We start from the raw sequence: 26,633 nt of genomic DNA on the forward strand, positions 1-26,633 counted from the left end.
AACTCGTGCAATTCTATGTCGATTAACCCCAGAAAACACACGCAGCAAGTATTAATCGGTAACGTCAAAGTCGGCGGCGGCGCCCCGATTGTGGTCCAGTCCATGACTAACACCGATACTGCCGACATTGCCGGTAGCGTGCAACAAATTATCGAGCTGTCGGACGCCGGCTCCGAACTGGTGCGAGTCACCGTCAACAACGAGGAAGCGGCGCAAGCAGTACCGGAAATCGTTAATAAATTAGCGCAAAAAGGCTATTCCGTACCCCTTATCGGCGATTTTCATTTCAACGGCCACAAGCTATTGGAAAAATATCCCGATTGCGCGCAAGCCCTTGCCAAGTACCGCATCAATCCCGGCAATGTCGGTAAAGGCAAAGCCCGCGATCCTCAGTTCCAGCAAATGATAGAGTTCGCCATCCGATACAATAAACCGGTACGCATAGGCGTTAACGGCGGCAGTCTGGATCAAGCGGTGCTGACCCGGTTGCTGGACGAAAACCGTAGTTTGGCCGCACCCAAAGAGTTGCCGGAAATTACTCGCGAAGCCATCATTCTCTCCGCGCTGGAAAGCGCAGCCAAAGCGCAAGAACTGGGATTGGGCAAGGACAAAATCATCTTGTCTTGCAAAATCAGCGACGTACAAGAGCTGATCAGCATTTACGAAGACCTGTCGCGCCGTTGCGATTACGCCTTGCATCTGGGCCTAACCGAAGCCGGCATCGGTTCTAAAGGCATAGTGGCCTCATCCGCCGCTTTAGGAATTTTGATGCAGCAAGGCATAGGCGACACGATACGCATATCGCTGACCCCGGAACCGGGCGCGGCACGCACCAAAGAAGTCGTGGTCGCTCAAGAAATTTTGCAAACCATGGGGTTTCGCGCGTTTACCCCCATGGTCACCGCTTGCCCCGGCTGCGGACGCACGACCAGCGATTATTTCCAGCGTCTGGCCCAGGATATTCAAGGCTATTTGCGCGAGCAAATGCCGGTGTGGCGCGACAAATATAAAGGCGTCGAAGACATGAAAGTCGCCGTGATGGGCTGCGTAGTCAACGGGCCGGGGGAAAGCAAAAACGCCAATATCGGCATCAGCCTACCCGGCACCGGCGAATCTCCGGTCGCGCCGGTGTTCGAAGACGGGGTCAAAACCGTCACCTTGAAAGGCGACAACATCGCCGGCGAATTTCAAGCCCTGGTCGAACGTTACATCGAAAGCCATTACAGCACTCACTAAACCGTCATAACCGGGCGAGGCTTTTACTCAAACGCCTCGCCTCCCCGGCTTTGCTGCATACCCTATCGCGCGCATAGCCGACAAAGTCGAATCCGGACCTGCCATCTTGTCGGAATTCCTACACCCCGGCTTTTCTTGAAACCCAAAATCGGCGTGCGCAAATACCATAAGCTACTGAAAAAATGGAATTTTAAAATAACCACAAAATTTGGATCAAAATTTGTAAACAGCTTTGACACATTCCCGTTCATCTCTGTTTACCCATGCCGCAACCCGAATACATTCACTACCTTTACCCACCGAAACAGCCGGTCAGCAAACCCGAAATACCGACGCTAGCCATCGGCAAAAAATACCGATTACGTCATTTCCAACACGTAAACGGCGTACAGCACGGCTTGATAGGCGATTACCGGCTGAACCTGCAAACGGCCGAAGTAATACCTTTTTCGGGCCGGAACGATGAGGCAGTATCCGGCTATTTTTGGGACAGCCATTGCGATTTGGAGGCTTTGAGCCAGCATGTCGAGATAGATAGACAAGCCAATGCCGAATCTTTAAAAAAATACCGGCTGGACAACAACCGCTTGGAAATTCAATTAGCCGCCTTGCACGGCCCTGTCGTCGCGGCGACCGGTCAAAGCGCCCTACTCAGTTTGTCTCCGCATTTCGAAGTCCGCTACACCACCGATGCTTTTTCCGCTCAACTTAGCCTGTTGCACCTGGTACAAACGCGCAGATTTTTTACCTTCGCTAACGGGAAAAGCTTGTACATCCTGGACAGCGGCGAAGAAGACCAAGCCGTATTACATCTTTCCAGTGCAGAGGCGCAGCAGCCAATGGCCTGGTCGTCGCCCGTCCAGCAGCAAGGAGGCAGCCAAATCTATCGAATCACTAGCGAAATCTCTCAAGCCATACCGGCTGCCATCGACAATCAGCCGGTCGTCGGATTAACCGTACTGGAACGTTACAGCAGCTATTGGTTGCAGCGCGCCCTGCCTTTCAATAGCGAATCCATTTGGACACCGCTAGCGCCTCCGATAAGCTGGGGCTGGAGCATCCGGGTAGGCCGCCGCTACGACGGTGAATGGGACATCATGCGTAGAAAACTGATGCTGCCGATTTCGGGCGCCGACGGTTTGCAATTACCGTTGTGGCAGCGAAATAGCCTGGCCTGCGCCGGGAATCTTGTTCCGGAGGACTAAGCCATGTTGCAAGTCGCGATTGTGGGAGGCGGATTATCCGGATTGGCCTTAGCCGAGCGCTTGCAAAAAGCGCAGCTCCGGTTCGCGGTATTCGAAGCCCGTAATCGTTTCGGCGGCCGCATTTTGAGTCATACCCCGGACTCGCAAACCGGCGAACCGGCCCCTTTTCGAAACGACTTAGGCCCTAGCTGGGTTTGGCCGGACACCCAACATCGCATTGCAGAATTCATCAATCGCCACGGCTTAAGCACCATGGCTCAGTGGCAACAGGGTCTATCCCTCTACCTGCCGGACAGAAAGGCAAACCCGCAGGCCTTCAAAGATTCTACAACCTATGCCTCGGCCCGCCGCATCGTAGGCGGCAGCTATCGCTTAATCGAGAGCTTACTCTGCCGCTTGCCGCCTAATAGCCTGCATTTAAACCATCGCTTAACCAGCCTGCTGGATCGGGGCGATCACGTGGAGCTTAATTTCGAACTGGCCGGACGCACCATTATAGTCCGCGCCCGACAAGTCGTTTTAGCCATACCGCCCAGACTAATCGGCACCGGCATCGACTTTCAGTCGCCTTTAGCCGACCCCATGCGGAATGCGATGCAAGCCACCCCAACCTGGATGGCCGGCCAGGCCAAAGCGCTGATTTATTATGCCGAGCCGTTCTGGCGCGCAGCCGGCTATTCCGGCAGCGCTTTCGCCCCATATCAAGGCGCCGCGCTGATGGAAATTTTCGATGCCGGTTCCGAAAGCGGTCACATCGCCGCGCTCTCCGGCTTTTTTGCCTTGCCGGCCGCATTGCGCCGGGAATACCGTGAAGACTTGGAAGCTTTGATCACGGAACAGCTAGTCCGTTTATTCGGTGCCGCAGCTGCCAAACCACTGCAAATTTTGCTGCAAGATTGGTACTGCGAACCTTATACCGCCAACTTGGACGACGAAACCCCGCTAATCGAGCATCCTCGTTACGGCCATCCTTGGCTACAGCTCGACCATTGGAACGATAAACTCTATTTCGGCGCTAGCGAAACTGCCGCGGAATACGGCGGCTATCTGGAAGGCGCTTTAGCGGCGGCACAACGCATCGGCGATGCCCTGGAACTTACTGCGTTAAGCCTAGCCGGCTGAGATTCTGCCGTTCCGCACAGCGGGGATGCCGGTCATACCATTTTATTAATAGACCCGCCTCCGCTTCTTCATTAACCGCAATTGTCCGTCCGTAATCTCCTACACTATAATGCCGGCTAACACATTGATTATCGGTGAAGCAAGTGGGGGATAGACCGTACGACAATGCGCGCATGGATAGGCGCTTTTTTTCCGCCAGCCACTGCCCTTGTCGGCAACGCACTCGCGGGAAACCGGCTTGAACAAACTTAAGGCGCAAGATAGGCGCCGGGACCACTCCTCTTTTTCAAACAATGGCTCTAAACAGAAGCCGTTCCCTATAGACCTGGAGCAGCGCTTTTCCCGCATGGCGGCGCATCTGCCCGGTTTTGTGTTTACCTTCCGTTTTTCGCCGGACGGCCGTTTCAGCTTCCCCTATGCGAGTAGCGGGATACGCGATCTATACGGTTTGCAACCGGAACAAGTGGCGGAGGACATGGGGCCGCTGCATGCCATGGCGCACCCGGACGACCGCGAAATGATCGAGGCCGCGTTCGCCGACGCGGGAAAAAATCTCGGGCTGTTTCACATCGAGTTTCGCATCATCCACCCCGACAAAGGCGTACGCTGGCTGGAAGCCAAGTCCGCACCGGCACCGCAGCCGGACAGCGGCCTCGAATGGCACGGCCTCATGCTGGACATCACCGAGCGCAAGCAGGCCCAGCAGCGCCTGGAATTGCTGGAGCGCGCCATAGACCTGTCGTCCGATGCCATCTTCCTGCTGGGCGAGGATTTTCGTTTCTTATATGTCAATGCCGCCGCCTGCCGATCGCTCGGCTACCAGCGAGAACAACTGCTGACAATGACGCCGCTCGACATCAACCCGCGCGCCACACCGGAATTGTTGCAGGAAATACAGTCCACGCCGCTCAATCAATCGTTCATGTTCGAAACCTGGCATCGCAACAGCGACGGCCAGCTATTTCCGGTCGAAATCAATGCTACCCACTTCGAGGATAACGGCAAGCTCTTCGGTCTGACCGTGGTACGCGACATTAGCGAGCGCAAGCGCATCGAGCAAGCCTTGCAATCCAGCCGGGTCGCGCTGGAGGAAGCTCAGCGCATCGGCCATATCGGCAGTTGGGATGTGGATATCGTTAACGATGTACTGACCTGGTCGGATGAAACCTTCCGCATCTGGGAAATCGACAAAACCCGGTTCGCGGCGACTTTCGAGGCCTTTGTCGACACCGTGCATCCCGAGGACAGGGAGCGCGTGGTTCAGGTGTATAACGCATCGATTCGTGGAGGCAGCCGCTATGAAGTCGAGCATCGTCTGCTGTTTCAGGACGGCCGGGTCAAATACATACTCGAACGCGGCCAGCCCTACTACGATGCCGACGGCAAACCGGTACGCTTTATCGGCACTTCACTGGACATTACCGAGCGCAAGCACATCGAAAACACCTTGCATTTCATCGCCCAGCGCGGCTGGCAAGTGGATGGCGAATCGTTCCTGACCGCGCTTGCCCGCTACCTGGGCCGTACCCTGACGATGGATTATGTCATCGTCGACCGATTAACAACAAACTCGTCCGTTGCCGAAACCGTGGCGATTTATGCCAAGGGCAAGGTATTGCCCAATATGCAATATAACCTTAAGGGAACGCCTTGCGCCAACGTGATCGAAGGCACGCTGTGTTGCTACACGGAGCGGATACGGCAACTGTTTCCGGAAGATGGACTGCTGTTGGAAATGGACGTCGAGAGCTATGCCGGTCTACCGCTGCTGGATTCCTGTGGCCGGGTGGTCGGCCTGATTGCCGTGATGGACGGCAAACCCATGCACGACATCGCCGAGGTGACCTCGCTGCTGCAACTGGTGGCGACCCGCGCGGCCGCCGAGCTGGAGCGCGAACAGTCGGAACGCCTGCTACAGGAATCCCGGCAATTCCTGGACCGGGTGATCGAGACCATCGCCGACCCGGTGTTCGTCAAGGACAGCGAGCATCGCTGGGTCAGGCTGAATCAAGCCTTTTGCGATTTCATCGGCCAGCCGATGGAGGCCCTGCTGGGCCGATGCGATTACGATTTTTTTTCCGCGCGCGAGGCCGCTATATTCCGGGCCAAGGACGAAGCCGTGTTCGCCAGTGGCATGGAGGATGTCAGCGAGACGACATTTACCGACCGCCTGGGCACCCCCCACAGCATCATCGTCAAAAAAACCCGCTGCAGCGACGAGCGCGGACAACAGTTCCTGGTGGGCACCATCCTGGATATTACCGAGCGCAAACGACGCGAGCAAGAACTGGCCCGCCTGCACTATGCCATCGACCACATCAAGGAAGCGGTTTATCTGATCGACGAACAGGCCCGCATTCATTACATCAATGCGCATGCCTGTCAGGGCTTGGGTTACGGCAGGGATGAGCTGCTGGGCTTGAGCGTCCCGGATGTTGACCCCGACTATCAGCATGCCGTCTGGCCCGCGCATTGGCTCGACCTCAAAACTCACGGTTCGCTGACCTTCGAAACCCGCCACCGCACCAAAGACGGGCGGATTTTCCCGGTCGAGGTGGTTGCCAATTATATTGAATCGGACGGCCAAGGCTACAACATGGCCATGATCCGCGACATCAGCGAACGCAAGCGGATGGAATCGGCGCTGGCCGAACGCGAACAGGAATTCCGCACGCTGATCGAAAACCTGCCGACCTATGTATTGCGGCTGGATCGGGCCTTGTACCACACTTACGTCAATCCGGCTTTCGTAACCGCCGTGGGCCTGCCCGAAGCGGAAATCCTGGGCGCGCATGTCAGCGCATTCTGGCGCGCCACCAATGTCTCTATCGATGCCTACATCGCCTTACTAATGCGGGTGCTGACGTCCGGCACCCGCGAGGATGTGTCGCTGGAATGGCGCAACGGCAATGGCGGCGTGTACAGTCATCTGGTGAGAGTTTCGCCGGAATACAGCAGCGGCGGCGAAGTCCGCGGCTTGCTGGTATTGGGTTTCGACATGACCAAGCATAGACGGGAGCAACTGCTGGATGTCGAACGCCGACGCGTGTTCGAGCGCATGGCGCAGGGCGGCGACCTCGGCGAGGTCCTCACGCAGATTGCCCTATACGTCGAGTCCGCCAGCCCGGGTTGCCGTTGTCGCATCCAACTACTGGATCAAACAGGCCATCGTTTGATCCATGGCGCGGCCCCGTCTTTTTCCGTTCCCTGCCCCGCGCATAGTCAAGGCGTCGGCGTGGACGACGAGGATAGCGGCTGCGTCGTTGCCTTCGGCCGCGCTGAACCCTTGATCATAAAGGACATGCGCCTCGCCGGCCATTCGAAAAATTGCCGTTCGTTTGCCCGCAAAACCGGCATGGTTTCCAGTTGGTCGGATCCGATTATCGGCTCCTCAGGCCAGCAATTGGGCATCGTCACCCTTTACCGCGGCCAAGCCGGCGAGCCAAACGAACTGGATATGGGGAGGTTACGCTACGCCAGCCATTTGAGCGCCATCGCCATCGAACGCAAACGGATCGAAGAGCGGATGCAACATCAGGCTAGTTACGACACCTTGACCGGATTGCCCAATCGACGCATGTTTCGCGACCGCTTGCACGAAGAAATCGGCAAGGCCGGGCGCAACGGAGAAAGCCTGGCCCTGCTATTTATCGATCTGGATCGCTTTAAGGAAGTCAACGACACGCTGGGTCACGAAATCGGCGACCTGCTGCTGGTCGAAGCCGCTCAGCGCATACGCGCCGGCATTCGCGAAACCGATACCGTGGCCCGGCTGGGCGGCGACGAATTCATCGTCATCCTGCCGCGGGTGGACGATATGTCGCACCTGGGCCGAATCGCTCAAAACATCGTCAATGCCATGACCAAGCCGTTCAGTCTCGATACGCACACCGTGTATGTCTCCACCAGCATCGGCATTGCCGCCTACCCTTTCGATACCGACACCGCCGACGGCTTGATCGCTTGCGCCGACCAAGCCATGTACGCCGCCAAGGAACAGGGCCGCAACGGTTTTAGTTTTTTCACCCCCGCCATGCAACAACAGGCGCAGACCCGGTTGCTGCTTGCCAACGACCTGCGCGACGCCCTGGCCAAAGGCCAATTGCAAGTCTACTACCAACCCATCGTCGATATCGCCGGCGGAGCCATCGTCAAAGCCGAAGCCCTGCTGCGTTGGCGCCACCCTCAGCGCGGCATGGTACCTCCCGACCAATTCATTTCGATAGCCGAAGAAAACGGCCTGATCCACGACATCGGCGACTGGGTGTTCCGTCAGGCGGTGGAAACGGCCGGACGCTGGAACGCCGACGGTCGGGCGGCCCGGAAAATCAGCGTCAATCTGTCGCCGCGCCAATTCATCAAGGGCGACTTCTATATCTCCTGGTTAGCCTATCTTGAGCAAACCGGAGTTCCTCCCGAACATATCGTGATCGAGATCACCGAAGGCCTGCTGCTGGATGACCGGCCCGAAATTCTGCAAATTATCAATCGTCTCGGCCACGCCGGCATGCAAGTCGCACTGGATGACTTCGGTACCGGTTATTCGGCAATGGCCTACCTGAAGAAATTCCCTATCGACTACCTGAAGATAGACCGTTCGTTTGTGCGTGACCTGGAAAGCGACCCTAACGACCGTGCCATCGCCGAAGCCATCGTGGTCATGGCGCACAAGCTGGGATTGAAAACCATTGCAGAAGGGGTGGAAACAGCGGGACAGCTAGACCTACTGGCGGCCGCGGGCTGCGAATTCGTGCAGGGCTACCTGTACGCCAAACCTATGCCGGCGGCGGAGTTACTGACCTTTGCGCTGGAGGCCGCTCCCTTGCCCTAAACTGCGTTCTGCTCAGGTAGCGGGATTACCCGTTATCTTCCGGCCCAATGCAGACAACTTGGACCTTTGCTCATCGCTCAACAACAGGACCGCTCGCCCATTTTTCCGTTCCACGCCACTGAATTGGATGGCTTGAGGGCCATGACAATCCGGGCTGTGTATGTAAATTAACTAATGAGGCAATCGGCAAGCGGACTAGCATGTAAGTCGGATTGCTTATTTCAAGCTGCCAACCGCTGGACAGCAAAAGCGGCAATATGTCATGCTGAGCCCATCATCTCGAATAGTCATGATTCAGCCAACGAGAATTAGGCGACAGGGGGCGGGTCAATTCCGGTCCTAATGTTTACTTCAACGGGGGAAGCTGAAGACTGATCTTGAATATCACTTGACCGCATGGATAATCCGGCTCCCATTAGCACAGCATGCAAGCATTCAACAACATCGGCGGCTTGATCGTCGACATGGACGGCGTCCTCTGGCACGGCGACAGACCGCAACCGGGCTTGACGGAATTTTTTCAAATCCTAACGGCATTGCAATTGCCTTACGTTCTGGCCACCAACAACGCCAGTCAGACAGCCGATCAATATCTGACTAAATTAACCAACATGGGCGTAGCCGGTTGCGAACCGCAAATTCTGACATCCGGCATGGCGACCGCTCACTATCTGGCGCAACATTATCCACCCGCGCAAACCCGCATCTTTACGATAGGCGGAAGCGGCGTTCAGGTTCCCTTGCGCCAACACGGCTTCGTACTTACCGATTCGGACGACACCTCGCCCGGCAATCGAGCGGATCTGGTAGTCAGCGGCTTGGACAAGGCACTGACCTGGGACAAACTGTGCGCCGCCGCACTCCATATACAAGCCGGCGCCCAACTCATAGGCACCAACGGCGACGTATCGCTGCCGAGCGAACGCGGCTTGTTGCCGGGCAACGGCGCCACCCTTGCCGCACTTTGCGCCGCAACGGGAGCAAAAGCCACCGTCATCGGCAAACCCGAGCCGGAGTTTTACCGGCAAGCCATGGACATACTAAACGTTGCGCCGCAAACGGTCGTCGCGGTCGGCGACCGGCTGGACACCGACATTTTGGGAGCGGTCAACACCGGCATACGTAGCTTGCTGCTGCTATCGGGAATTTCCAGCCCGGCTGATCTGGCGCAACTCGATTATTCGCCCACCTGGATCATGCGCGACATAGAAGAACTCACCACTGCCTTACAACAACTATAAACCGGAGGTAAGCATGAAAAAATTCCTCGACAGCCCGGCGACCCTGCTGGACACCAGCTTACGCGGCTTCGCCAAAGCCCATGCCGACATCGTCGATTTACATACCGAACCGAACTATGTGTGCCGCAAACAAAACAAACCCGGCAAGGTTGCCTTGATTTCCGGCGGCGGCTCCGGCCACGAACCCCTGCACAGCGGTTTTGTCGGCTACGGCATGCTGGACGCCGCCTGCCCCGGCCAAATATTCACCTCGCCCACCCCGGATCAAATGCTGGCTGCCGCTCAAATGGTCAATACCGGCGCAGGCGTACTGTTCATCGTCAAGAACTACGCCGGCGACGTGATGAATTTCGAAATGGCGGCCGAAATGCTGGATTGTCCCAACGCCACGGTAGTGGTCAACGACGACATTTCCCTACCGAAAAACCACAGCATCGGCAGGCGTGGCGTAGCCGGCACCACCATCATCGAAAAAATCGTCGGTGCCGGCGCCGAAGCCGGCCTGGATTTGGCCGCCTGCCAAGCGCTGGGTGAACGCGTGGTCAGAAACACCGCATCGATGGGCGTCGCACTCACCAGCTGCACCGTGCCGGCGCTAGGCCATCCGACGTTCGCCATCGCGGACGACGAAATGGAAATCGGCGTCGGCATTCACGGCGAGCGCGGCCGGGAAACCGGTAAAATCGCGCCGGCAACCGAAATCGTCGCCCAAGTCGCCGGCCACATTATCGACGAACTCGCCCCCAGCGCCGGACAATCCATCCTGCTGCACGTCAACGGTTTCGGCGGAACGCCGTTGGTCGAACTGCATTTAGTATACGAACTGGCCTGGCAATTTTTGAGCGGACGCGGCTTGCACGTGCAGCGTTCACTAGTCGGGAATTTCACTACCTCGCTGGACATGGCCGGATGTTCGCTCACCGTCACGCTATTGGACGACGAATTGCGGCAACTTTGGGACGCGCCGGTCAACACCGCCGCCTTGCGCTGGGGATGTTAAACGGGGGAATGCCCGGCAATGCAAATTAGCTAGCGCCGGCAATACCGTTACAAACGACGTCCCGAAATTGAAAGAATGCCATTTATAAAACGCTGTCGGCATTTAAGCCGCTATCGCGACAGTTGAATTTAACGGCTGTTCCTGTCCCGTAACGACAGGTTGTAGGGATAACGCCGCCTCACGTCGCATCCAGCCTATGAGTCTTGGACGGCAAAGCGCGGTTCATTGGCGGCCAGCGTTGAAGTTAAGAGCGTTTCACTGATAAAGCGCCCCCGGATAATCCGGGGGGCATTGACTCCGACAACAGTGGCGCCTTCACCGCGAAAGCGGAAACAATTGGCTAAAACCCAGCGTTCCGCTACGGTTCATCAGCAGTTATTTACACCACGACAATATCGGCCGCCGTAATAGACGGCGCCCCGACCAGCGTGACGATTTCTTGAGCCTCCTCAGCGCCATTACCGTCTGCGTCGTAATACAAAGTACCCGTGGCGGTATCGTATAAAACGAAGTCGTTTTCGTCCGATGCCAAGACGCTATCGGTCGCTACAAATCGATCTTCTGACAACGATCCCATTGTTATAAGTCGAGTAAAAATTGCTTGACTTAATTCAATAGTATCGCCTTCCGAAGTGAAGTCAGTAATCACGTCCGAATTACCATCCCCTAACAGGGTATTGAAAACGAATCGATCATTCCCGGCTCCCCCTGTCAATACGTCGTTCCCGGCTTTTCCAATCAATACATCACTACCTGATCCCCCATTCAAGTAATCATTCGAGTCACTACCTGTAAGATTGTCATTACTATCGCCCCCTATCGCCACCCCTCTAATCACCGTGCCGTCGGCCAGGCGGATTTCCTTCACCGGAAAACCGTTGAAGTAGTTTTGGATGACTACGCATTTTTGTTCGAAGCTGCCGTTCTCGGCTTTGACCCGAATGTCCAGGTTGTTGCCGTAACGGCGCAGTTCGATGGCGTCCGCGCCGACGCCGCTGGTCGCGCTGAATTCGACCACGTCATCCACGCTGGTGCCGCTCGCGGATCTGATCCACTCCCAGCCGTCCACGCTGTCGAACACGAAACGGTCCGCACCGGCATCACCGTAAAGGTTGTCGCTACCGGCTCCGCCGTTCAACACGTCGTTGCCGTCGCCGCCGTATAAGGTGTCGTTGCCGGCATTTCCCAGCAATATGTCATCCCCGTTACCGGATGAAAAATTGTCCTCACCGTTTGAACCTAGAAAAGTATCATTACCGTTTGTAGAGTGATTGAAACCAAGCGACTGCGATAAGCTAATGACATCGACAGAACTGGGTAAGGTGCCGAGCCAGTCGGCGATGGCCTGAACACTGTTCCAGCCATTCGAGTTAAGTTGAGCACCCGCATATTTATGCAGCTCCAACAGGTTAATAAACGCTTGTTCAGAGTTGACATGTCTGTCGGTTTCCAGACGCAAGGTCATAGCGGAAAAATCTAGCTGAATCCCGTTAGCGTCAACTTTAAGCGTAATCTCATCGAGATACGGCTTCAACCGGGTCTGCAGCAGCAAACTGCTGTAAACCGATTCTTTCAAATTATCGTAACTGCGCTGAAGCAGATCTTGAGTGGTGGTCCAAAGATTGACCGTCGCTGCTGTGCTACCGGCAGGTACCGTATTGAACGTCCTACCATTGAAATGCTCCAGTATCGTCAGTTTGTCGACCCAGGTTTGATAGAGGGCGCTGCCGGAAGTGACGTTTTGCACGTTGACGCTCAAATTGTGGCCGGCGTAGGCCCCGGTGAAGGTGGCGGCCATGGTACTGGTGTCGCTCCAGGCTTTGACGATTGCATCCAGCAGGGCTTGTTGGCCGCTACGGTCGGAGGCGGCGAATTGTTGTAGCAGACCGGCCAACGTCGGCGACAAGCTAGCCGCTTCGCGTAAGTCACGTACTTGTCCAGCGCCCTGCATGTCGGGCAGCGTGGCAACGGCACTGGTGTCAAGGTGGTCGTTGAACTGACTGTGGAAGGTGTCCTGCACCAGGTTGATGTCGCCCAGGTTGCCACTGACCTCGCCCAGAGTTCCGCTGCTGCCGTCGGTTTTGACGAAGCTGCCGATGTCGGCCAGTTGGTTGCCGTTGGCCAGGATTTGGCTATGTTCAGTGCTAGCAACATTAATCGCGGCGATGTTTTGACTGGCCAAGGTAAATAGTTCGTTGCTTTGGCTGACGCCGTCCTGGTTCAGGTCGCGCCACAGGCGCAGGCTGGCGAACTGGGTGTCGTTGGCATCGATTTTACCGTCGGCGTTGCTGTCCAGATCGCGCAAGGCATCAAAGCCGTCGGCGGCCAGTTGGCCGTTGCTTTTGACAAACGCATCGCCGAACAACTCGCGGCCTGTGTCGATCTTGCCGTTGGCGTTTTTGTCCAATACCAAAAAGGCATCATCGGCATTCACCCAGCCGGTAGCGGTTTTGATGCCGTCGGCGTCGTGGTCGAACAGGATGGGGTTGGTGGCACTAACGCCGGTAGTCTCCAGGCCGTCGTTATCCAGGTCTAATACAAGGGGATCTCGACGGATGGGAGCGGTGGCGACGGTGGCGGAGGTGAATAAAGTACTAGTAATTTCGTTAATATGTTTTTGCCATTCTCCAATATTGCGTAAAGCGGCAAGAGAATCAATTAAATCACCTAAAAAACTATCTAATTGAGAACCGGGAGCAAAATAGCCGCTTCCAAACATCCCATCGCGTTCAGGCAACTCCAGTCCTGCAAATTTTAATGCTTCGTCAGCTGCAAAGTTTGAGTTCTGTGACCATGGTTTGTATGGTATATTTTCTTGCTCAATATTATTAAATCCTTGTTTCACGCGCTCCCATTCTTGGGATAAATCATCGCCGCTTTTAATGATCTCCATGTAATTTGGATCATATGGTTCATTATAATCGCCAATTTCTGGTCTAATAGCTCCAAATGGTATTTCTTGCCCTGTTTCGGCATCGATTAGAGCCACAAATTGATCAAGAATATCTTTTGATTCAATTGAAGGATATGCCTGAGCTATAAATTGATCACCATCTGAATTTGTATAAATAATTGCTTTGTGAAAGTTATTCCATGGTGTTGGTAAACCAGGAATATATGAATATCTACCTCTATTGTTTCCATTGTCTTTTCCTTTTATAGATACGGCTCAAAAATAGTTGCATTAATAAATTTCACCCTGTCTAGCTCATGCCACACTTGTATTTCTAAAACCAAGCTAGACCAAGTCCACCAATGTTCACGTAAAGCAATAGTTGCATAAAAATATGGATAATTTAGTTTGATTGAGCTTGGATATGAAAAATGACTTTTATGCATTGAAATATCAAACCCTAAATCCTTTATATTTTTTAATAACCCTTCTTTCTCACAACCAATTGAAAGATATTTTTTAACGACTTGGTTTGCTATTAAATCCCGTTCTTCTTGCACTTTTCCACAGTTATATAAATTATTTTTTATATCTCCATAAGTACAAAACCTATTTCCGCAGTTGTATTTATTTTCTTTATTTTTTTCTAAACAAATTTCTTCTGTTCTTTCCAGCAATACATTCTTGATTTTTACCATTTCTTTAATTAAATAATCAATCTCCTTCTTGTCGCAAACTTTCAAAACTTCTTCTCCTGAAGTCAATGTCGGAAAGGTAAAAATCATACATAAAGCCATAAGGCGCAATAACCAACGGGCATTGCGCCGTATTTTTATTTCTTTCTCATTATTTAGTTTCATATAAATCTCCGTCAATTTTTATCCGGCCGAAATAACAAGGCGCAACGATAAGGTTGACGGCTCGGTCTTCTCCGTCCGATTCGCGCCCGGATACGTAGCGGGTGGCAATCTAACAAAACTCTTTGTAAGGATGTCTTTACATGTTCCGAGGAAAATGTTTGCCTGCCTGAATCCGGATAGTCGCTGCTGCCTTCATACCGCCAAAATCCAGCCGAAAAATATCGGGTCAATATCGGGGTCAGGTCTTGCATTAATACATTTTGTTGGCCTTTTCATGCTGCCATCCTCCAAGCTTGATCATTTGCCGCCCCTCCAACCGGCACGGTGTTGAAAGTACGGCAGTTGAAGTGTTCCAGGATGATCATTTTGTCGGCCAGGGAGGTGTACGCGTCGCTGCCGGCAGTGACGTTTTGCACGTTGACGCTCAAATTGTGGCCGGCGTAGGCACCGGTGAAGGTGGCGGCCATGGTGCTGGTGTCGCTCCAGGCTTTGACGATTGCATCCAGCAGGGCTTGTTGGCCGCTACGGTCGGAGGCGGCGAATTGTTGTAGCAGACCGGCCAACGTCGGCGACAAGCTAGCCGCTTCGCGTAAGTCACGTACTTGTCCAGCGCCCTGCATGTCGGGCAGCGTGGCAACGGCACTGGTGTCAAGGTGGTCGTTGAACTGGCTGTGGAAGGTGTCCTGCACCAGGTTGATGTCACCCAGGTTGCCACTGACCTCGCCCAGAGTTCCGCTGCTGCCGTCGGTTTTGACGAAGCTGCCGATGTCGGCCAGTTGGTTGCCGTTGGCGAGGATTTGGCTGTGTTCAGTACTACCGACAGTAATCGCGGCGATGTTCAGGCTGCCCAGCGTGAACAGTTCGTTTGTCTGACTGACGCCGTCCTGATTTAAATCTCGCCACAGGCGCAGGTTGGCGAATTGGGTGTCGGAGGCATCCACCACGCCATCGCCGTTGCTGTCCAGGTCGCTCAAGGCGTCGAAGCCGTCGCTAGCCAAGTGCCCGTTGTTTTTGACAAAGGCATCGCCGAACAGCTCGCGGCCGTTGTCTATGCTGCCGTTGGCGTTTTTGTCCAGCACCAGAAACGCGTCGTCGGCGGAAACCCAGCCGGTGGCGGTTTTGACGCCGTCGGCGTCGTGGTCGAAGTAGATGGGGTTGGCGGTGTCGATACCGGTGGTTTCCAGACCGTCGTTGTCCAAATCTAACGTTAAAGGATCGCGGCGAGGTTGGATAACGGTGGCTAAGGTGAAAAGATCGTTGATGGATTGCTCTATATCATATGGCGTTGGTAAATTTAGCCCAATACAATGTCCTATGTTTATGAGAGAGTCGATGATAGGAAATAGCTCTTTAACATGTGTCACCCACTCATCAAGGTTACCAATTCCGGTAAGGCCGTCAAATATTGAAGTCCAAAAAGTCTCTTTGTAGCTATCTGATGTATTTTCATACGCAATAAGTAGAAGCCCTGTATATCCAGAAAACTGAAGAAAACCAATATCAGCGAAACCGGCTAAATACCCAAACCCAGAAAGAGTATTCGCTGTTTGACTAAATACTTCGGCTAACTCTTCTCCAAGTTGACTATTAGGAATAGTTCCATCTTGTGTTTTTGCAACCATATCCGCTGCTGCTGCGACCCAAACTGGCTGACCAAGCAAATATGCAGCCGCCGCTTGACCAGTTTTTCCACCATATCTTTGCGCAATAATAGCGCCAATTGTTCTAGCAACTCCAGTTACTGTTTGTATATTTTCAAGCGTCTCAGACATACATAGTTCCTTTCAGTAAAAATTAATTTTAATAAAAAATAATCCAGCGCACTAAAATTATAAATATCCCAAAAAGCATAAAGTATCTACCAATTTTTAGATCGGAATATCCACCCACACCAAGTATCAGGCCCACTCCAATAAATATGAATATAAACCCAAAACCAAAACCCTGAACTCCTTCTTCAGCGATATGTTTAACTATTGATTTAATCGAAGCCATTTACAAGAATTTTCAAGAAAAAAGTCATCAGAAGGAACCAAGGCCGGGGTGATAATGGGGTCCGGTCTTGCATTAAAACAGTAAGGCGCAATAACCAGCGGGCATTGAGCCGTATCTTCAAACTACTCAAACTCATATAAATCTCCGTCATTTCCTGCCCAATTTAAAGGATAAACCCCGCGCTCGACCCATAAATGAAAGGTCGAGTACGGCCAGTCTTTTTCTGCTTGACCCAGCCATGTTTCACCGGGTTATAGTGGATACAGTTCAGATGCGCTTGAAAATCTGCTTCATCTCTTATTACATGCTCCCAGTAACGCCTTTGCCAAATGCCGCGTTCTCCTCGTTTTATTCTAATGACTGATCTTCGCTCGGTTTTTGGTATTGCCTTGGAAAATCCAATTTTTATCAAACATATTCTTGTTGCGTAATCGGTATCGTTTTTCGGCAATTCAATCAAACAATGCATATGTTCTGGCAATACCACCCAGCCGTGAATTTTAAATGGGTGATTCGCCTTTACCGATTTGATCGAATCCCGTAAAAATTGAATATGTTGTATCAACATGTCATTATTTTTTCTTTGCAATAAATTGATCGTAAAAAAATAGGTTACGCAGGATGCCAAATTCGTCGGTAATCCATTTTTTTAATATCAATACCAAATTTATTAAATACGACGCAATGCCGCTGGTTATTGCGCCCTACGCGGGCCGGGCACATCGATAGAGGCGCTCTTGAATAGTTCGACGAGCTAGTCCGTGGTGTAAAATCCTTCGGATTTGGCGTTGTTGATTCGTAAATCGTTCAGAATATCTTGCAGCGTCATACCCTTAACCTCCTATCGAATGTTGGCCGTCGAAATCAAAATGAACTGCTTTTACATTTTCGCGCCACCTGTATCCCATGTAGCCATAGCACGTTAAGGCTTCTTTCAGTGTATCAATCAATTCCTGTTCTGGTACGCCTTCCAACCGACCGTGAAACAGTAAGTTCCAAGTGATTTCTTGATCATAAGTTTTGATGTTACCGATCGTTTTGGATGATAAATTCACGTGAACAAACCGCCCTTGCCAATACAAAAGAAAAAATGAGGATACCTGGCGTTTTCCCCAATCCCACCGCCCAAAGAAATCAACGCAATATCTCTATCACGATCAATTGTCCATTCATGGGGTGGAAAAATGGGTCTGTTACTTAACGGATCAGCGACTTTACTGAAATCGATACGTTTTAAATCGGCTTCCGGGATCTTTTCGTTTACAAAACTCATCTTGTTATCCTGTTGCGTGTTGTGAAATCGGCTGTGACCATTGGGATCGGTTTTTCGGTCTTTTGTATATTCGGGCCATGCCGGTTGAATTCTACGGCTTTTAAATTTTAATTCCGCACGTTAGAGCATGATTTGGGTCACTAAGATAAGTATCTATCAATCATTGGCTTATCGAGAACAGTTTTATCCGCTCAGCGTAGCCAGTGACAATTTCGTCAGTCTGTCGCGCCAAAACTGGCAGACAAAATGGCAGCTACAAGCCCGCAAGACAAAACCTGTCTAGGTTTTATCTTGGTTACTTTTCAGATAAGCATTGCCGAATAATTCGCAGCCATTATCTATGGTGCCGTTACCGTTTTTATCCAACACCAAAAATCTATCGTCCGCACCCTCCCCAGCGGTGGAGGTTTTTATTCCGTCGGCATTGTGATCGAAATAAAATGGCGACTGCTGACGAATATTGAAGTACAAACCTGGTCCGAGGCGGCGCCCCTGGTCGACGGGTATCGCTGCCGATGGGAGATTGAAATGTTTTTCAACATCTTGAAAAACGGCTGCAAGGTGAAAGCCTTGCAATTAGCAGCCGATGCCGCGCATCGAATTGGCGCTGAGTTTGTTCATCGCAAAGGCTATTGAAAAAGGATACAAGCCAGTGCCATTACGCCATCGACCTTTTCAAATTTCCGGGAAACTTCTGCTTGTTCAATATCTTGAGATCAAGCCGACGCGGAGCGCGTTGTGCAGGGTCTAAGCTTGAGTACGTCTTATACTGTCGACGAATAGGAGATGTGCAATGCGGCCAGCGAACAAAATCCGCGCATGCTTAGGGTTTTTATCCTTGCTATTGGCAGCGTTTAGCGCCAATGCTCATGCTCAAGCCGATACTGCAGCGGTTACCGTTTACCTGTTTTGGGCCGACGGCTGCCCCCATTGCAGCCGTGCGATCAGTTACCTAGAAACCTGGTCGGCGCAGGGTGACAGTCCGCCGATCCGCTATTTGGAATTGACCCGGGAAGCGGATAACCGAAGAGTCTTTTCCGTCATCACCGAACATTTCAGCATAGAGCATCCCGGCGTACCGCTAACCGTCATCGGTGAACGCTTTTTTCAAGGCTTTAGCGACGACGGCACCAGCGGAGAAGCGATTAAAACCGCAGCGGCAGACTGTTTACGCTCGGCTTGTAACGACATCGTGCATTCCCTATTAACCGGTAGTGAGGGTTTACAAGCGTCCGCTCGTCCGCCTGCGGTTCCGAAGGTATTAAAACTACCGATATTCGGCGAAGTATCGATTGCCCACGTTTCGTTGCCGGTGTTGACGGTTATGCTGGGGGCAATCGACGGCTTTAACCCATGCGCGATGTGGACCTTGATTTTTCTGATCAGCTTGTTGATAGGTTTAAAAGACCGCTTGCGTATGTGGGTGTTGGGTAGCGTGTTCATCATGGCGTCGGCAGCGGTTTATTATTTGTTTATGGCCGCTTGGCTCAACCTGCTACTGTTTCTGGGCATGTTGCTATGGATACGCTTGCTGACCGGCGTGCTGGCCTTGGCAGGCGGAAGTTATTACTTACGCGACTATTTCACTAATCCGGAAGCGGTTTGCAAGGTGACCAACAGCGCATCCAGGCAACGAGTATTCGCCGGTTTACGGACGCTGGCCGGCGAACGCCGTTTCCTTTTGGCGATAACCGGGATAGTGCTGCTGGCTTTTCTGGTCAATTTGGTCGAGTTAATCTGCTCGGCCGGTATCCCTGCGGTATACACTCAAATACTGGTGTTAAGCGCGCTACCCAGTTGGCAGTATCACGCCTATTTGGGACTTTATATCCTGGTGTTTATGTCGGACGACTTATTGATATTTTTCGTCGCCATGAAAACCTTGCAGTTAACGGGGTTGACCGGTACTTATGCACGACACGCTCAAGCGGTAGGCGGAGCGGTGTTGCTTGTGGTCGGCCTGTTGCTGATTTTCAAACCGGAATGGCTAACGTTTACGGGGTAGACGCCGGACCGCTCCCAGACACGGGAAAAATCCGGCTGCATCGCCGACTTTCCGCGTTACCAATCCTTAAATTTGAACTGCTTCAGCCGTTGTTTAAACTTTTCCTTATCCTTGAAATAAATAACCGCCAGAAAAACCGCCGGCCATAACAAGAACAGAAACAACTGGCTCAAAGTGGCAAAACTCATATCGGCAAACCTCTACTATGCGGCGGGTTGATGACTATGCTCGTGTTTGCCCCATAGTTTCAGAAACCGGCCGGGATAGTCAAATAACGTCAAAAGTCTGCTGACGCGGAAAGACGGGTCGGCATCTTACCGGTTTTTCGTGGATGCTACCTACCTCGCCGCTGCGGATTTATCACAGACCAATCCGCCCAATTGTCTTATCAACAGCACATAAGCCAACAAATTTGGCGGGCTGTTTTTCTTGTTTTCCAAATACAAGCTTTTGTATTTATCCACGGCCGCATTATCTATATGCCCGGCAAGAAATTGGCTACAGGAACTTGCCGATGCTTTCACCATGTTGACCAACAATTGAGCGACAAAGTCTTGTATGTCGGCTTGCAAAGTATTGCAAATCGCTCGCACCCACTGATCCCGCCTCGGCATCTGCGCCAGTTGACGTTCCAAATCTCGCGTGCCTAGTTGTTCGTCGATATCCGCGATGAGGATTTCTAAGGCATTGAAGGTTAAATCGGTTTTATTCGCCAGCGCAGTCATGAACATGAAATCGGCCATCTGCCGCATCAACGCCGCCCGTTCCGCTAGCGGCCTAGAAACGCCGACACCGCAGTAGGCTTGACTGACGCTTTGCAATGGCTGTTGCGCGTGTTGGCGCAAATGCTGCCGATAACGCTCTAATTCTCGACGATAATGCACGATGGTATCGTTATCCGGCGTCAATGCCTGTTGGTGCGAAACCGCCCAGCGACAACAGCGGATTAAGGCTTGCTCCAACGTCAAAAGCATTTCGTATTGAATATCCGCAGCCGCCTGATTGTTGGCGGCTTCGACTTCTTCGCGATAGTGCGGCGCGTCGAAAATCTGATCCAGAGCCAAGTAGCTCAACGCATAATTGAGCAAATTGCCGTTTTGACTATCTTCCTGCACCAAAAAACTGCTGCCGGCTTGATTGATGATGCGGTTACTAATGACGGTTGCCTTGATTTGTGCGGCTAAGGGATGTTCGGAAAACCACGCCTTAAAATTTACCGCTAGAGCGGGCGGGAAATAGTCCGCCAGGTATTGGTCATAACAGGCCGCCTGCAATAAATCGCCGTGCTCCTCCAATTGCTTGGTCAAATACATTTTCGCCGACGCCATCAGCACCGCCAACTCGGACCGGGTTAACGCATGATCGGAGCGGGTTTTGATTTCCTCGTCGGTAGGAAAGGCTTCCAACTCTCTGTCCAACAATCCGCAGGCCTCCAAGCGCGCGGCGACTTGCATGAACAAGGCCGGATTTTCGGCGCAACGACGCTGATCCAAAGATAAACACAAACTTTGCGCGATATTGTCGGCTATCACCGATTCACAGACCGCTTCGGTGAGATCGGCAAACAATTGCCGATAGTCGGCAAGCAATCCTTTGCCGACCAAACCGGAGAGCAAGATTTTTAAATTCACTTCGTGATCGGAAGTATCGACACCGGCCGAATTGTCCACCGCATCGGTGTTGATTCTGCCGCCGCGCAAGCCGTATTCCACCCGCGCCTTCGGCGTAAAGCCTAGGTTGGCGCCCTCGCCGACCACCAAAGCCCTTAAATCGCAAGCGTCTATCCTGACGTTGTCGTTATTGCGGTCGCCGACCTGTTCGTGCTGTTCCGCAGCGGCTTTCACATAGGTGCCTATGCCGCCCAGCCACAACAATTCCACCGGTGCTTTTAACAAGGCCTGGATTAACGATTCGCCGTCGATAGCCTTGAACCGGATGCCCAACCATTTTCTGATTTGCGGGGAAAGTGAAATATCTTTGTCGGCTCGCAGATACACGCCGCCGCCCGCAGAAATCAGTTTTCGATCGTACTCGTCCCAACTGGAACCGGGCAACTCGAACAAACGCTTACGCTCGTTATAAGCCGCCTCGAGGTCTACCGGATCGGGGTCGAGGAAAATATGTTGTCCGCTGAACGCCGCCAGTAAGCGTATCTGCCGCGACAACAGCATACCGTTGCCGAACACGTCGCCGTCCATGCTGCCTATGCCGACGACCGTGAACGGTTCGGTTTGAATGTCTTTGCCGAGTTCCCGAAAATGCCGCTTGACGCATTCCCAAGCGCCGCGTGCGGTAATGCCCAAAGCTTTGTGATCGTAACCTTGCGAACCGCCGCTGGCGAAGGCATCGCCCAACCAGAAGCCGTACTCGTGCGCTACGCTATTGGCCATATCGGAAAACCGGGCCGTTCCCTTGTCGGCGGCCACCACCAAATAAGGGTCAGGATCGTCGTGAGCCACAATTTCGGCCGGACAAAGCACCTGCTCGCCGCAGAAGTTATCGGTCAAATCCAGCAAGCCGCGAATCAAGCGCAAATAAGCGGCTTTGCCGGCTGCAGCAACATTTTCGTACCCACGGCCGTTTTTCACCACAAACCCGCCTTTAGCGCCGGTCGGTATGATCAAGGCGTTTTTGCTGATCTGAGTTTGCATCAAATCCAGAATTTCGGTGCGAAAATCGTCTATCCGGTCCGACCAACGGATGCCGCCGCGCGACACTTTGCCGCCGCGCAAATGTATGCCTTCCATGTCGCAGGCGTGCACATAGATTTCGTATTGGGGCCTGGGTGCCGGCATATCGATAACGCCCAAGCTATCGATTTTGATCGCTACAAAATAGTCGTCGCTGTCTTTGCGCAGATGAAAATTACTTCTAACGCTTGCGTCGATCAAGTTAAAAAAGGTGCGCAAAATGCGGTCGTGGTGGATGCTGTCGACGGCCGCCATGTTTTCCAACAAGCCCAATCGTAGTGAAAACAAGGCCTGTTCTTCGCGCCGCGACGGCTCCTGCCAACTCGGTTCCGGTCGAAACCGGGCCTCGAAATAATCGAACAAGCTTTTAGCAACCCGTGGGTTTTCCAGCAAGGCCTGCTGGATAGTGGTAACGGAGCTGCGGTGATCCAATTGCAGAAGATAGTTGCGGTAGGCGCGCAACACGTCGCAGGCTTGCCAGCTCAAACCGCTTAAAAGAATCAACCGATTGAGCGGGTCATTCTCCAGACGGCCGGCGCAAATCCGTTGCAAAGCCGCCAGCAACAAGGATTTGATCCGGTAAAACGGCATACATCCCGAGCCGGCCGCTCTAACGATAAAACTCTTAAGCGTGACGCGCTGATCATTGACCGAAAAACCGAATTGAATTTGATCCACTACCCGCAAATGCAAATTTTCCAATACCGGAATGAATTCGTCCAAATAACGCTCTTGCAAGCAATAAAAATGCAAGCGATATTCGGGATGATATTTGTCCGGCCTAACCCAGCTAACCAACTGTTGCCCACTGTTAAATGCCGCCTGCACATGCAAAATATCGTTTAGCGCAAATCGGGGAGAAATATACGCCTGGTACTCTATGACTAACTGATCAACGTAACTATTTTTCAAACCGGACCACTGTTTGGTACCTAGCGCTCTAACGGCAAACCGATCCAGATTATCCAACCATGCGTTATTCCGTGCTTGCATATTTATTTCTTGCTTAATTAGTTAATTCAGATATTTTATAATTTCCAAAACATTTTGGTCGCCTACTCGGCTGTAGGTAACCGAATCCATAACCGAGCGAATAAAAAACAAACCCATTCCATTCTCTTTGGGATCCTCGAAATCCGGCTCAGGCACCTTGTTCAAGTCAAATCCTTGCCCGTGATCGAATACCTTGATATCCAATATGTTATCGTGCAAATGTATTCTGATCCGTACCGAATTCTCGTTGTGTTCGTCCTTGGCATGCTTAATCACGTTGGCCGTGGCTTCAGTCAATACCAGATTCAATTGATAGGCTAACGCATCTTTATCGCCTGAATAATTATCCAGTTCTTTGACTATGCGCTCGCCTATACTACCAATCAAATCCAGATATTTAGTATGCGTAGGTATTAATACGTCGACTTGTATTATTTCAGAGCACATAATTTTATACCCTGGCTATTCGTTGCTTACTTCACTGACGCCGGCATAAATTTCAAAAACCCGGTTCAAACGGGTTAACTCGAACATGGAGCCGACTTGCTGTTGAATATTCGTCAAAACAAACCGTCCCGATCTAGCTATAGTATTTTTATGCCCGGACAATAAAGCGCCCAAGCCGGAACTATCGATAAACCGCACATGTTCCAATTGCACGATGATATTCTGCTCGCCCCGCTCTATAAGGCGTAAAATATAGTCTTTTAAATCCGCGGAATTATGCGCATCGATTCTTTCGTCCAATACGGTCAACACGTTAAAATCGTTTGATTTCGATAAATTCAAATTCATTTTTTATTATTAATCCCTATAGGGTTCAGTTATAAAAGCTTACACGCCAAGCGTAGCAGCTGTTCGTCTGCTTTTCGAATCTGGGGCAACCGCCGCGGCCGATAGTTCACCGGCCCGGCTACAATTTTTACACCTGCATGCGCCCTCCCCCATTGCTTGAGCGACGGGTAAAACGCTTCATCGATCTTCTGCACAGGAGCGGCTCTACTGCCACGCGGACTTTCCTGAGGCCATACGGCGCAACGGGGTAAACTTGTTGCCGTAGTCATTTGATTGATCGGTCACGGCAAAATCTCATCAAAACAAAAAATACCGCTGCGCCATCGGCAACAACACCGCCGGTTCGCAGATCAACAACACCCCATCCGCCTTGACCTGATACGTTTGCGGACAAACCTCCATCACCGGTTGGTAGTCGTTCAGCTTCATATCGGATTTACCGATGTTGCGAGTGTTACGCACCGTGCCGACCCGTTTTTGCAAACCCAATTGCCCGGCCACGCCTGCCGAAACCGCAGCTTGCGGCAAAAAGATCATCGAATTGTTGGCGGCGGTGCGGCCGAAGCTGCCGAACATCGGTCGGTAATGCACCGGTTGCGGGGTGGGTATCGAGGCGTTGGCGTCGCCCATCGGCGCGGCGGCGATCAGGCCGCCTTTGATGACCAGGCTGGGTTTGACGCCGAAGAACGCCGGTTGCCACAGTACCAGGTCGGCCAGTTTGCCGGCTTCGATGGAGCCCACTTCGTGGGAAATGCCGTGGCTGATGGCCGGGTTGATGGTGTATTTGGCGATGTAGCGTTTGATGCGCTGGTTGTCGCTGCTGGCCGGATCGTCGGCCAGTGCGCCACGTTGCGCCTTCATTTTATGCGCGGTTTGCCAGGTACGGATCACCACTTCGCCAACCCGGCCCATCGCTTGCGAATCCGAGGAAATCATCGAAAACGCGCCCAGGTCGTGCAGGATGTCCTCGGCGGCGATGGTTTCGCGGCGGATGCGCGATTCGGCGAAGGCCACGTCTTCCGGGATGCTGGGGTCGAGGTGGTGGCAAACCATCAGCATATCCAAGTGCTCGTCGACCGTGTTGACCGTGTAAGGTCGGGTCGGGTTGGTCGACGACGGTAAGACGTTGCTCAGGCCGCAGGCTTTGATAATGTCCGGCGCGTGGCCGCCGCCGGCGCCTTCGGTGTGATAGGTGTGGATGGTGCGGCCTTTGAAGGCGGCGAAAGTGTCTTCCACAAAGCCCGATTCGTTCAAGGTGTCGGTATGGATCGCCACCTGCACGTCGTATTCCTCGGCCACGCCTAGGCAGCAATCGATCGCCGCCGGGGTGGTGCCCCAGTCTTCGTGCAGTTTCAGGCCCATGGCCCCGGCTTGGATTTGTTCTGCCAACGCGCCGGGCAGGCTGGCGTTGCCTTTACCCAGCAAACCAAAGTTCATCGGCAAACCGTCCAGCGCGGTCAGCATTTGTTGCAGATGCCAGGGGCCGGGTGTGCAAGTGGTGGCGTTGGTGCCGGTGGCCGGGCCGGTGCCGCCGCCTATCATCGTGGTGACGCCGGAGCACAGCGCTTCTTCAATTTGTTGCGGGCAGATGAAATGGATGTGGGCGTCGATGCCGCCGGCGGTCAGAATCTGGCCTTCGCCGGCGATGACTTCGGTGCCGGGGCCGACGATGATGTCCACGCCCGGTTGAATGTCGGGATTACCGGCCTTGCCGATTTTACAAATCCGGCCGTCCTTGACGCCGACGTCGGCCTTGACGATGCCCCAGTAATCGATGATCAGCGCGTTGGTAATCACCAAATCCACGGCCTGATCGTTGCCCAACTGGCTTTGGCCCATGCCGTCGCGGATCACCTTGCCGCCGCCGAATTTCACTTCGTCGCCGTAGACGGTGTAATCCGCTTCCACTTCCAGAATCAAGTCGGTGTCGGCCAGCCGCAGGCGGTCGCCGGTGGTGGGGCCGAACATGTCGGCATAGGCTTGTCTGCTGATTTTGCTCATGCGTGTTTCTCCAATGCACCCATTACTTCGCCGCGAAAGCCGTAGACTTTACGTTCGCCGGCAAACGCCACCAACTGCACCTCGCGCTGCTGGCCCGGTTCGAAGCGCACCGCCGTGCCGGCCGGAATATCCAGTCGAAAGCCGCGCGCCGCTTCGCGATCGAAATGCAAGGCCGGGTTGGTTTCGTAAAAATGATAATGCGAGCCGACCTGAATCGGCCGGTCGCCGCTATTGGCGACCAGGACTTTGACCGTAGGGCGGCCGGCATTGAGTTCGATATCGCCAGCGGCAGGGAAGATTTCTCCGGGGATCATATTGGGCTCCTTTTAATCGTTTTTCCGCGTGGGCTCGAAACTCGTGCCTACGCTACGTTTTGTAAGTCGTTTTGCTAACGGAAGGTTTTTCTCCCCTGATGCCGCGCCGAGCACCGAAGGTTTTGGACGGAATTGCCCGTTAGGGGCGAGCAGGGATGCATCGCGTTTTCGGAGGGCTA

21 protein-coding genes are annotated in these 26,633 nt (G+C 52.9%); 7 read left to right on the forward strand and 14 right to left on the reverse strand.

What is annotated here, in order from left to right:
- The first annotated feature begins 15 nt into the window (after positions 1-15).
- The 6 genes from ispG (at position 16) to dhaK (ending at position 10,635) form a co-directional block, all read left to right on the forward strand.
- Positions 16-1,236, forward strand: a complete 1,221-nt coding sequence (gene ispG / locus AB0A83_RS11560; RefSeq protein WP_367154189.1) for a flavodoxin-dependent (E)-4-hydroxy-3-methylbut-2-enyl-diphosphate synthase — start codon at positions 16-18, stop codon at positions 1,234-1,236.
- A gap of 263 nt (positions 1,237-1,499) precedes the next feature.
- Positions 1,500-2,441: a hypothetical protein gene (locus AB0A83_RS11565; RefSeq protein WP_150048546.1), complete on the forward strand. Its 942-nt coding sequence runs from the start codon at positions 1,500-1,502 to the stop codon at positions 2,439-2,441.
- A gap of 3 nt (positions 2,442-2,444) precedes the next feature.
- Positions 2,445-3,563, forward strand: coding sequence for a flavin monoamine oxidase family protein (locus AB0A83_RS11570; RefSeq protein WP_367154190.1), 1,119 nt, complete (start codon positions 2,445-2,447; stop codon positions 3,561-3,563).
- A 238-nt stretch (positions 3,564-3,801) separates the two neighbouring features.
- The gene (locus AB0A83_RS11575; protein ID WP_150048550.1) at positions 3,802-8,394 is read left to right on the forward strand and encodes a PAS domain S-box protein; all 4,593 of its coding nucleotides are present in this window, start codon (positions 3,802-3,804) and stop codon (positions 8,392-8,394) included.
- A gap of 425 nt (positions 8,395-8,819) precedes the next feature.
- The gene (locus AB0A83_RS11580; RefSeq protein ID WP_150048552.1) at positions 8,820-9,635 is read left to right on the forward strand and encodes an HAD-IIA family hydrolase; all 816 of its coding nucleotides are present in this window, start codon (positions 8,820-8,822) and stop codon (positions 9,633-9,635) included.
- Between the two features lie 13 nt (positions 9,636-9,648).
- On the forward strand, positions 9,649-10,635 hold the full coding sequence (dhaK, locus tag AB0A83_RS11585) for a dihydroxyacetone kinase subunit DhaK (RefSeq protein WP_367154191.1): 987 nt from the start codon (positions 9,649-9,651) through the stop codon (positions 10,633-10,635).
- Positions 10,636-11,014: 379 nt separating this feature from the next.
- Here the strand turns inward: dhaK and AB0A83_RS11590 are convergent, their stop codons facing one another.
- The 8 genes from AB0A83_RS11590 to AB0A83_RS11625 all read right to left on the reverse strand — a co-directional run bounded on the left by AB0A83_RS11590 (position 11,015) and on the right by AB0A83_RS11625 (position 18,232).
- Positions 11,015-13,372 (reverse strand): calcium-binding protein, encoded by a 2,358-nt coding sequence (locus AB0A83_RS11590; protein WP_367154192.1) that lies wholly within the window; start codon positions 13,370-13,372, stop codon positions 11,015-11,017.
- Positions 13,373-13,791: 419 nt separating this feature from the next.
- A complete protein-coding gene (locus tag AB0A83_RS11595; protein WP_367154193.1) occupies positions 13,792-14,388 on the reverse strand; it encodes a hypothetical protein in 597 nt (198 codons plus the stop codon).
- A 272-nt stretch (positions 14,389-14,660) separates the two neighbouring features.
- The gene (locus AB0A83_RS11600) at positions 14,661-15,587 is read right to left on the reverse strand and encodes a hypothetical protein (protein ID WP_367154194.1); all 927 of its coding nucleotides are present in this window, start codon (positions 15,585-15,587) and stop codon (positions 14,661-14,663) included.
- Positions 15,588-16,188: 601 nt separating this feature from the next.
- The gene (locus AB0A83_RS11605; RefSeq protein WP_232056635.1) at positions 16,189-16,383 is read right to left on the reverse strand and encodes a hypothetical protein; all 195 of its coding nucleotides are present in this window, start codon (positions 16,381-16,383) and stop codon (positions 16,189-16,191) included.
- Between the two features lie 163 nt (positions 16,384-16,546).
- Positions 16,547-16,951, reverse strand: coding sequence for a transposase (locus AB0A83_RS11610; RefSeq protein WP_367154195.1), 405 nt, complete (start codon positions 16,949-16,951; stop codon positions 16,547-16,549).
- Between the two features lie 265 nt (positions 16,952-17,216).
- Positions 17,217-17,438 carry a hypothetical protein gene (locus AB0A83_RS11615; RefSeq protein ID WP_367154196.1) on the reverse strand — a complete coding sequence of 74 codons (222 nt, stop codon included), beginning with the start codon at positions 17,436-17,438 and terminating at the stop codon, positions 17,217-17,219.
- Positions 17,435-17,656 carry a hypothetical protein gene (locus AB0A83_RS11620; protein WP_367154197.1) on the reverse strand — a complete coding sequence of 74 codons (222 nt, stop codon included), beginning with the start codon at positions 17,654-17,656 and terminating at the stop codon, positions 17,435-17,437. The genes AB0A83_RS11615 and AB0A83_RS11620 overlap by 4 nt, the downstream gene beginning before the upstream one ends.
- A gap of 279 nt (positions 17,657-17,935) precedes the next feature.
- Positions 17,936-18,232 (reverse strand): hypothetical protein, encoded by a 297-nt coding sequence (locus AB0A83_RS11625; RefSeq protein WP_150048582.1) that lies wholly within the window; start codon positions 18,230-18,232, stop codon positions 17,936-17,938.
- Between the two features lie 217 nt (positions 18,233-18,449).
- Here AB0A83_RS11625 and AB0A83_RS11630 point away from each other — a divergent pair, with 217 nt between their 5' ends.
- On the forward strand, positions 18,450-19,661 hold the full coding sequence (locus AB0A83_RS11630) for a glutaredoxin family protein (protein WP_367154198.1): 1,212 nt from the start codon (positions 18,450-18,452) through the stop codon (positions 19,659-19,661).
- Positions 19,662-19,717: 56 nt separating this feature from the next.
- Here AB0A83_RS11630 and AB0A83_RS11635 read toward each other — a convergent pair whose 3' ends face one another.
- The 6 genes from AB0A83_RS11635 to AB0A83_RS11660 all read right to left on the reverse strand — a co-directional run bounded on the left by AB0A83_RS11635 (position 19,718) and on the right by AB0A83_RS11660 (position 26,454).
- Positions 19,718-19,849: a hypothetical protein gene (locus tag AB0A83_RS11635; protein WP_269473481.1), complete on the reverse strand. Its 132-nt coding sequence runs from the start codon at positions 19,847-19,849 to the stop codon at positions 19,718-19,720.
- A 150-nt stretch (positions 19,850-19,999) separates the two neighbouring features.
- Positions 20,000-23,344 carry an NAD-glutamate dehydrogenase domain-containing protein gene (locus tag AB0A83_RS11640; RefSeq protein WP_367154199.1) on the reverse strand — a complete coding sequence of 1,115 codons (3,345 nt, stop codon included), beginning with the start codon at positions 23,342-23,344 and terminating at the stop codon, positions 20,000-20,002.
- Between the two features lie 21 nt (positions 23,345-23,365).
- The gene (locus AB0A83_RS11645) at positions 23,366-23,791 is read right to left on the reverse strand and encodes an ATP-binding protein (protein WP_150048588.1); all 426 of its coding nucleotides are present in this window, start codon (positions 23,789-23,791) and stop codon (positions 23,366-23,368) included.
- Between the two features lie 15 nt (positions 23,792-23,806).
- Positions 23,807-24,139, reverse strand: coding sequence for an STAS domain-containing protein (locus AB0A83_RS11650; protein ID WP_150048590.1), 333 nt, complete (start codon positions 24,137-24,139; stop codon positions 23,807-23,809).
- A 297-nt stretch (positions 24,140-24,436) separates the two neighbouring features.
- Positions 24,437-26,140 carry an urease subunit alpha gene (gene ureC, locus AB0A83_RS11655; protein WP_367154200.1) on the reverse strand — a complete coding sequence of 568 codons (1,704 nt, stop codon included), beginning with the start codon at positions 26,138-26,140 and terminating at the stop codon, positions 24,437-24,439.
- Positions 26,137-26,454, reverse strand: coding sequence for an urease subunit beta (locus tag AB0A83_RS11660; protein ID WP_367154201.1), 318 nt, complete (start codon positions 26,452-26,454; stop codon positions 26,137-26,139). Before AB0A83_RS11660 ends, ureC begins: the two co-directional genes overlap by 4 nt.
- Positions 26,455-26,633: the final 179 nt, after the last annotated feature.

The organism is Methylomonas sp. HYX-M1 (assembly GCF_040741385.1).
In the GTDB taxonomy this organism is placed as follows: Bacteria; Pseudomonadota; Gammaproteobacteria; order Methylococcales; family Methylomonadaceae; genus Methylomonas; species Methylomonas rhizoryzae.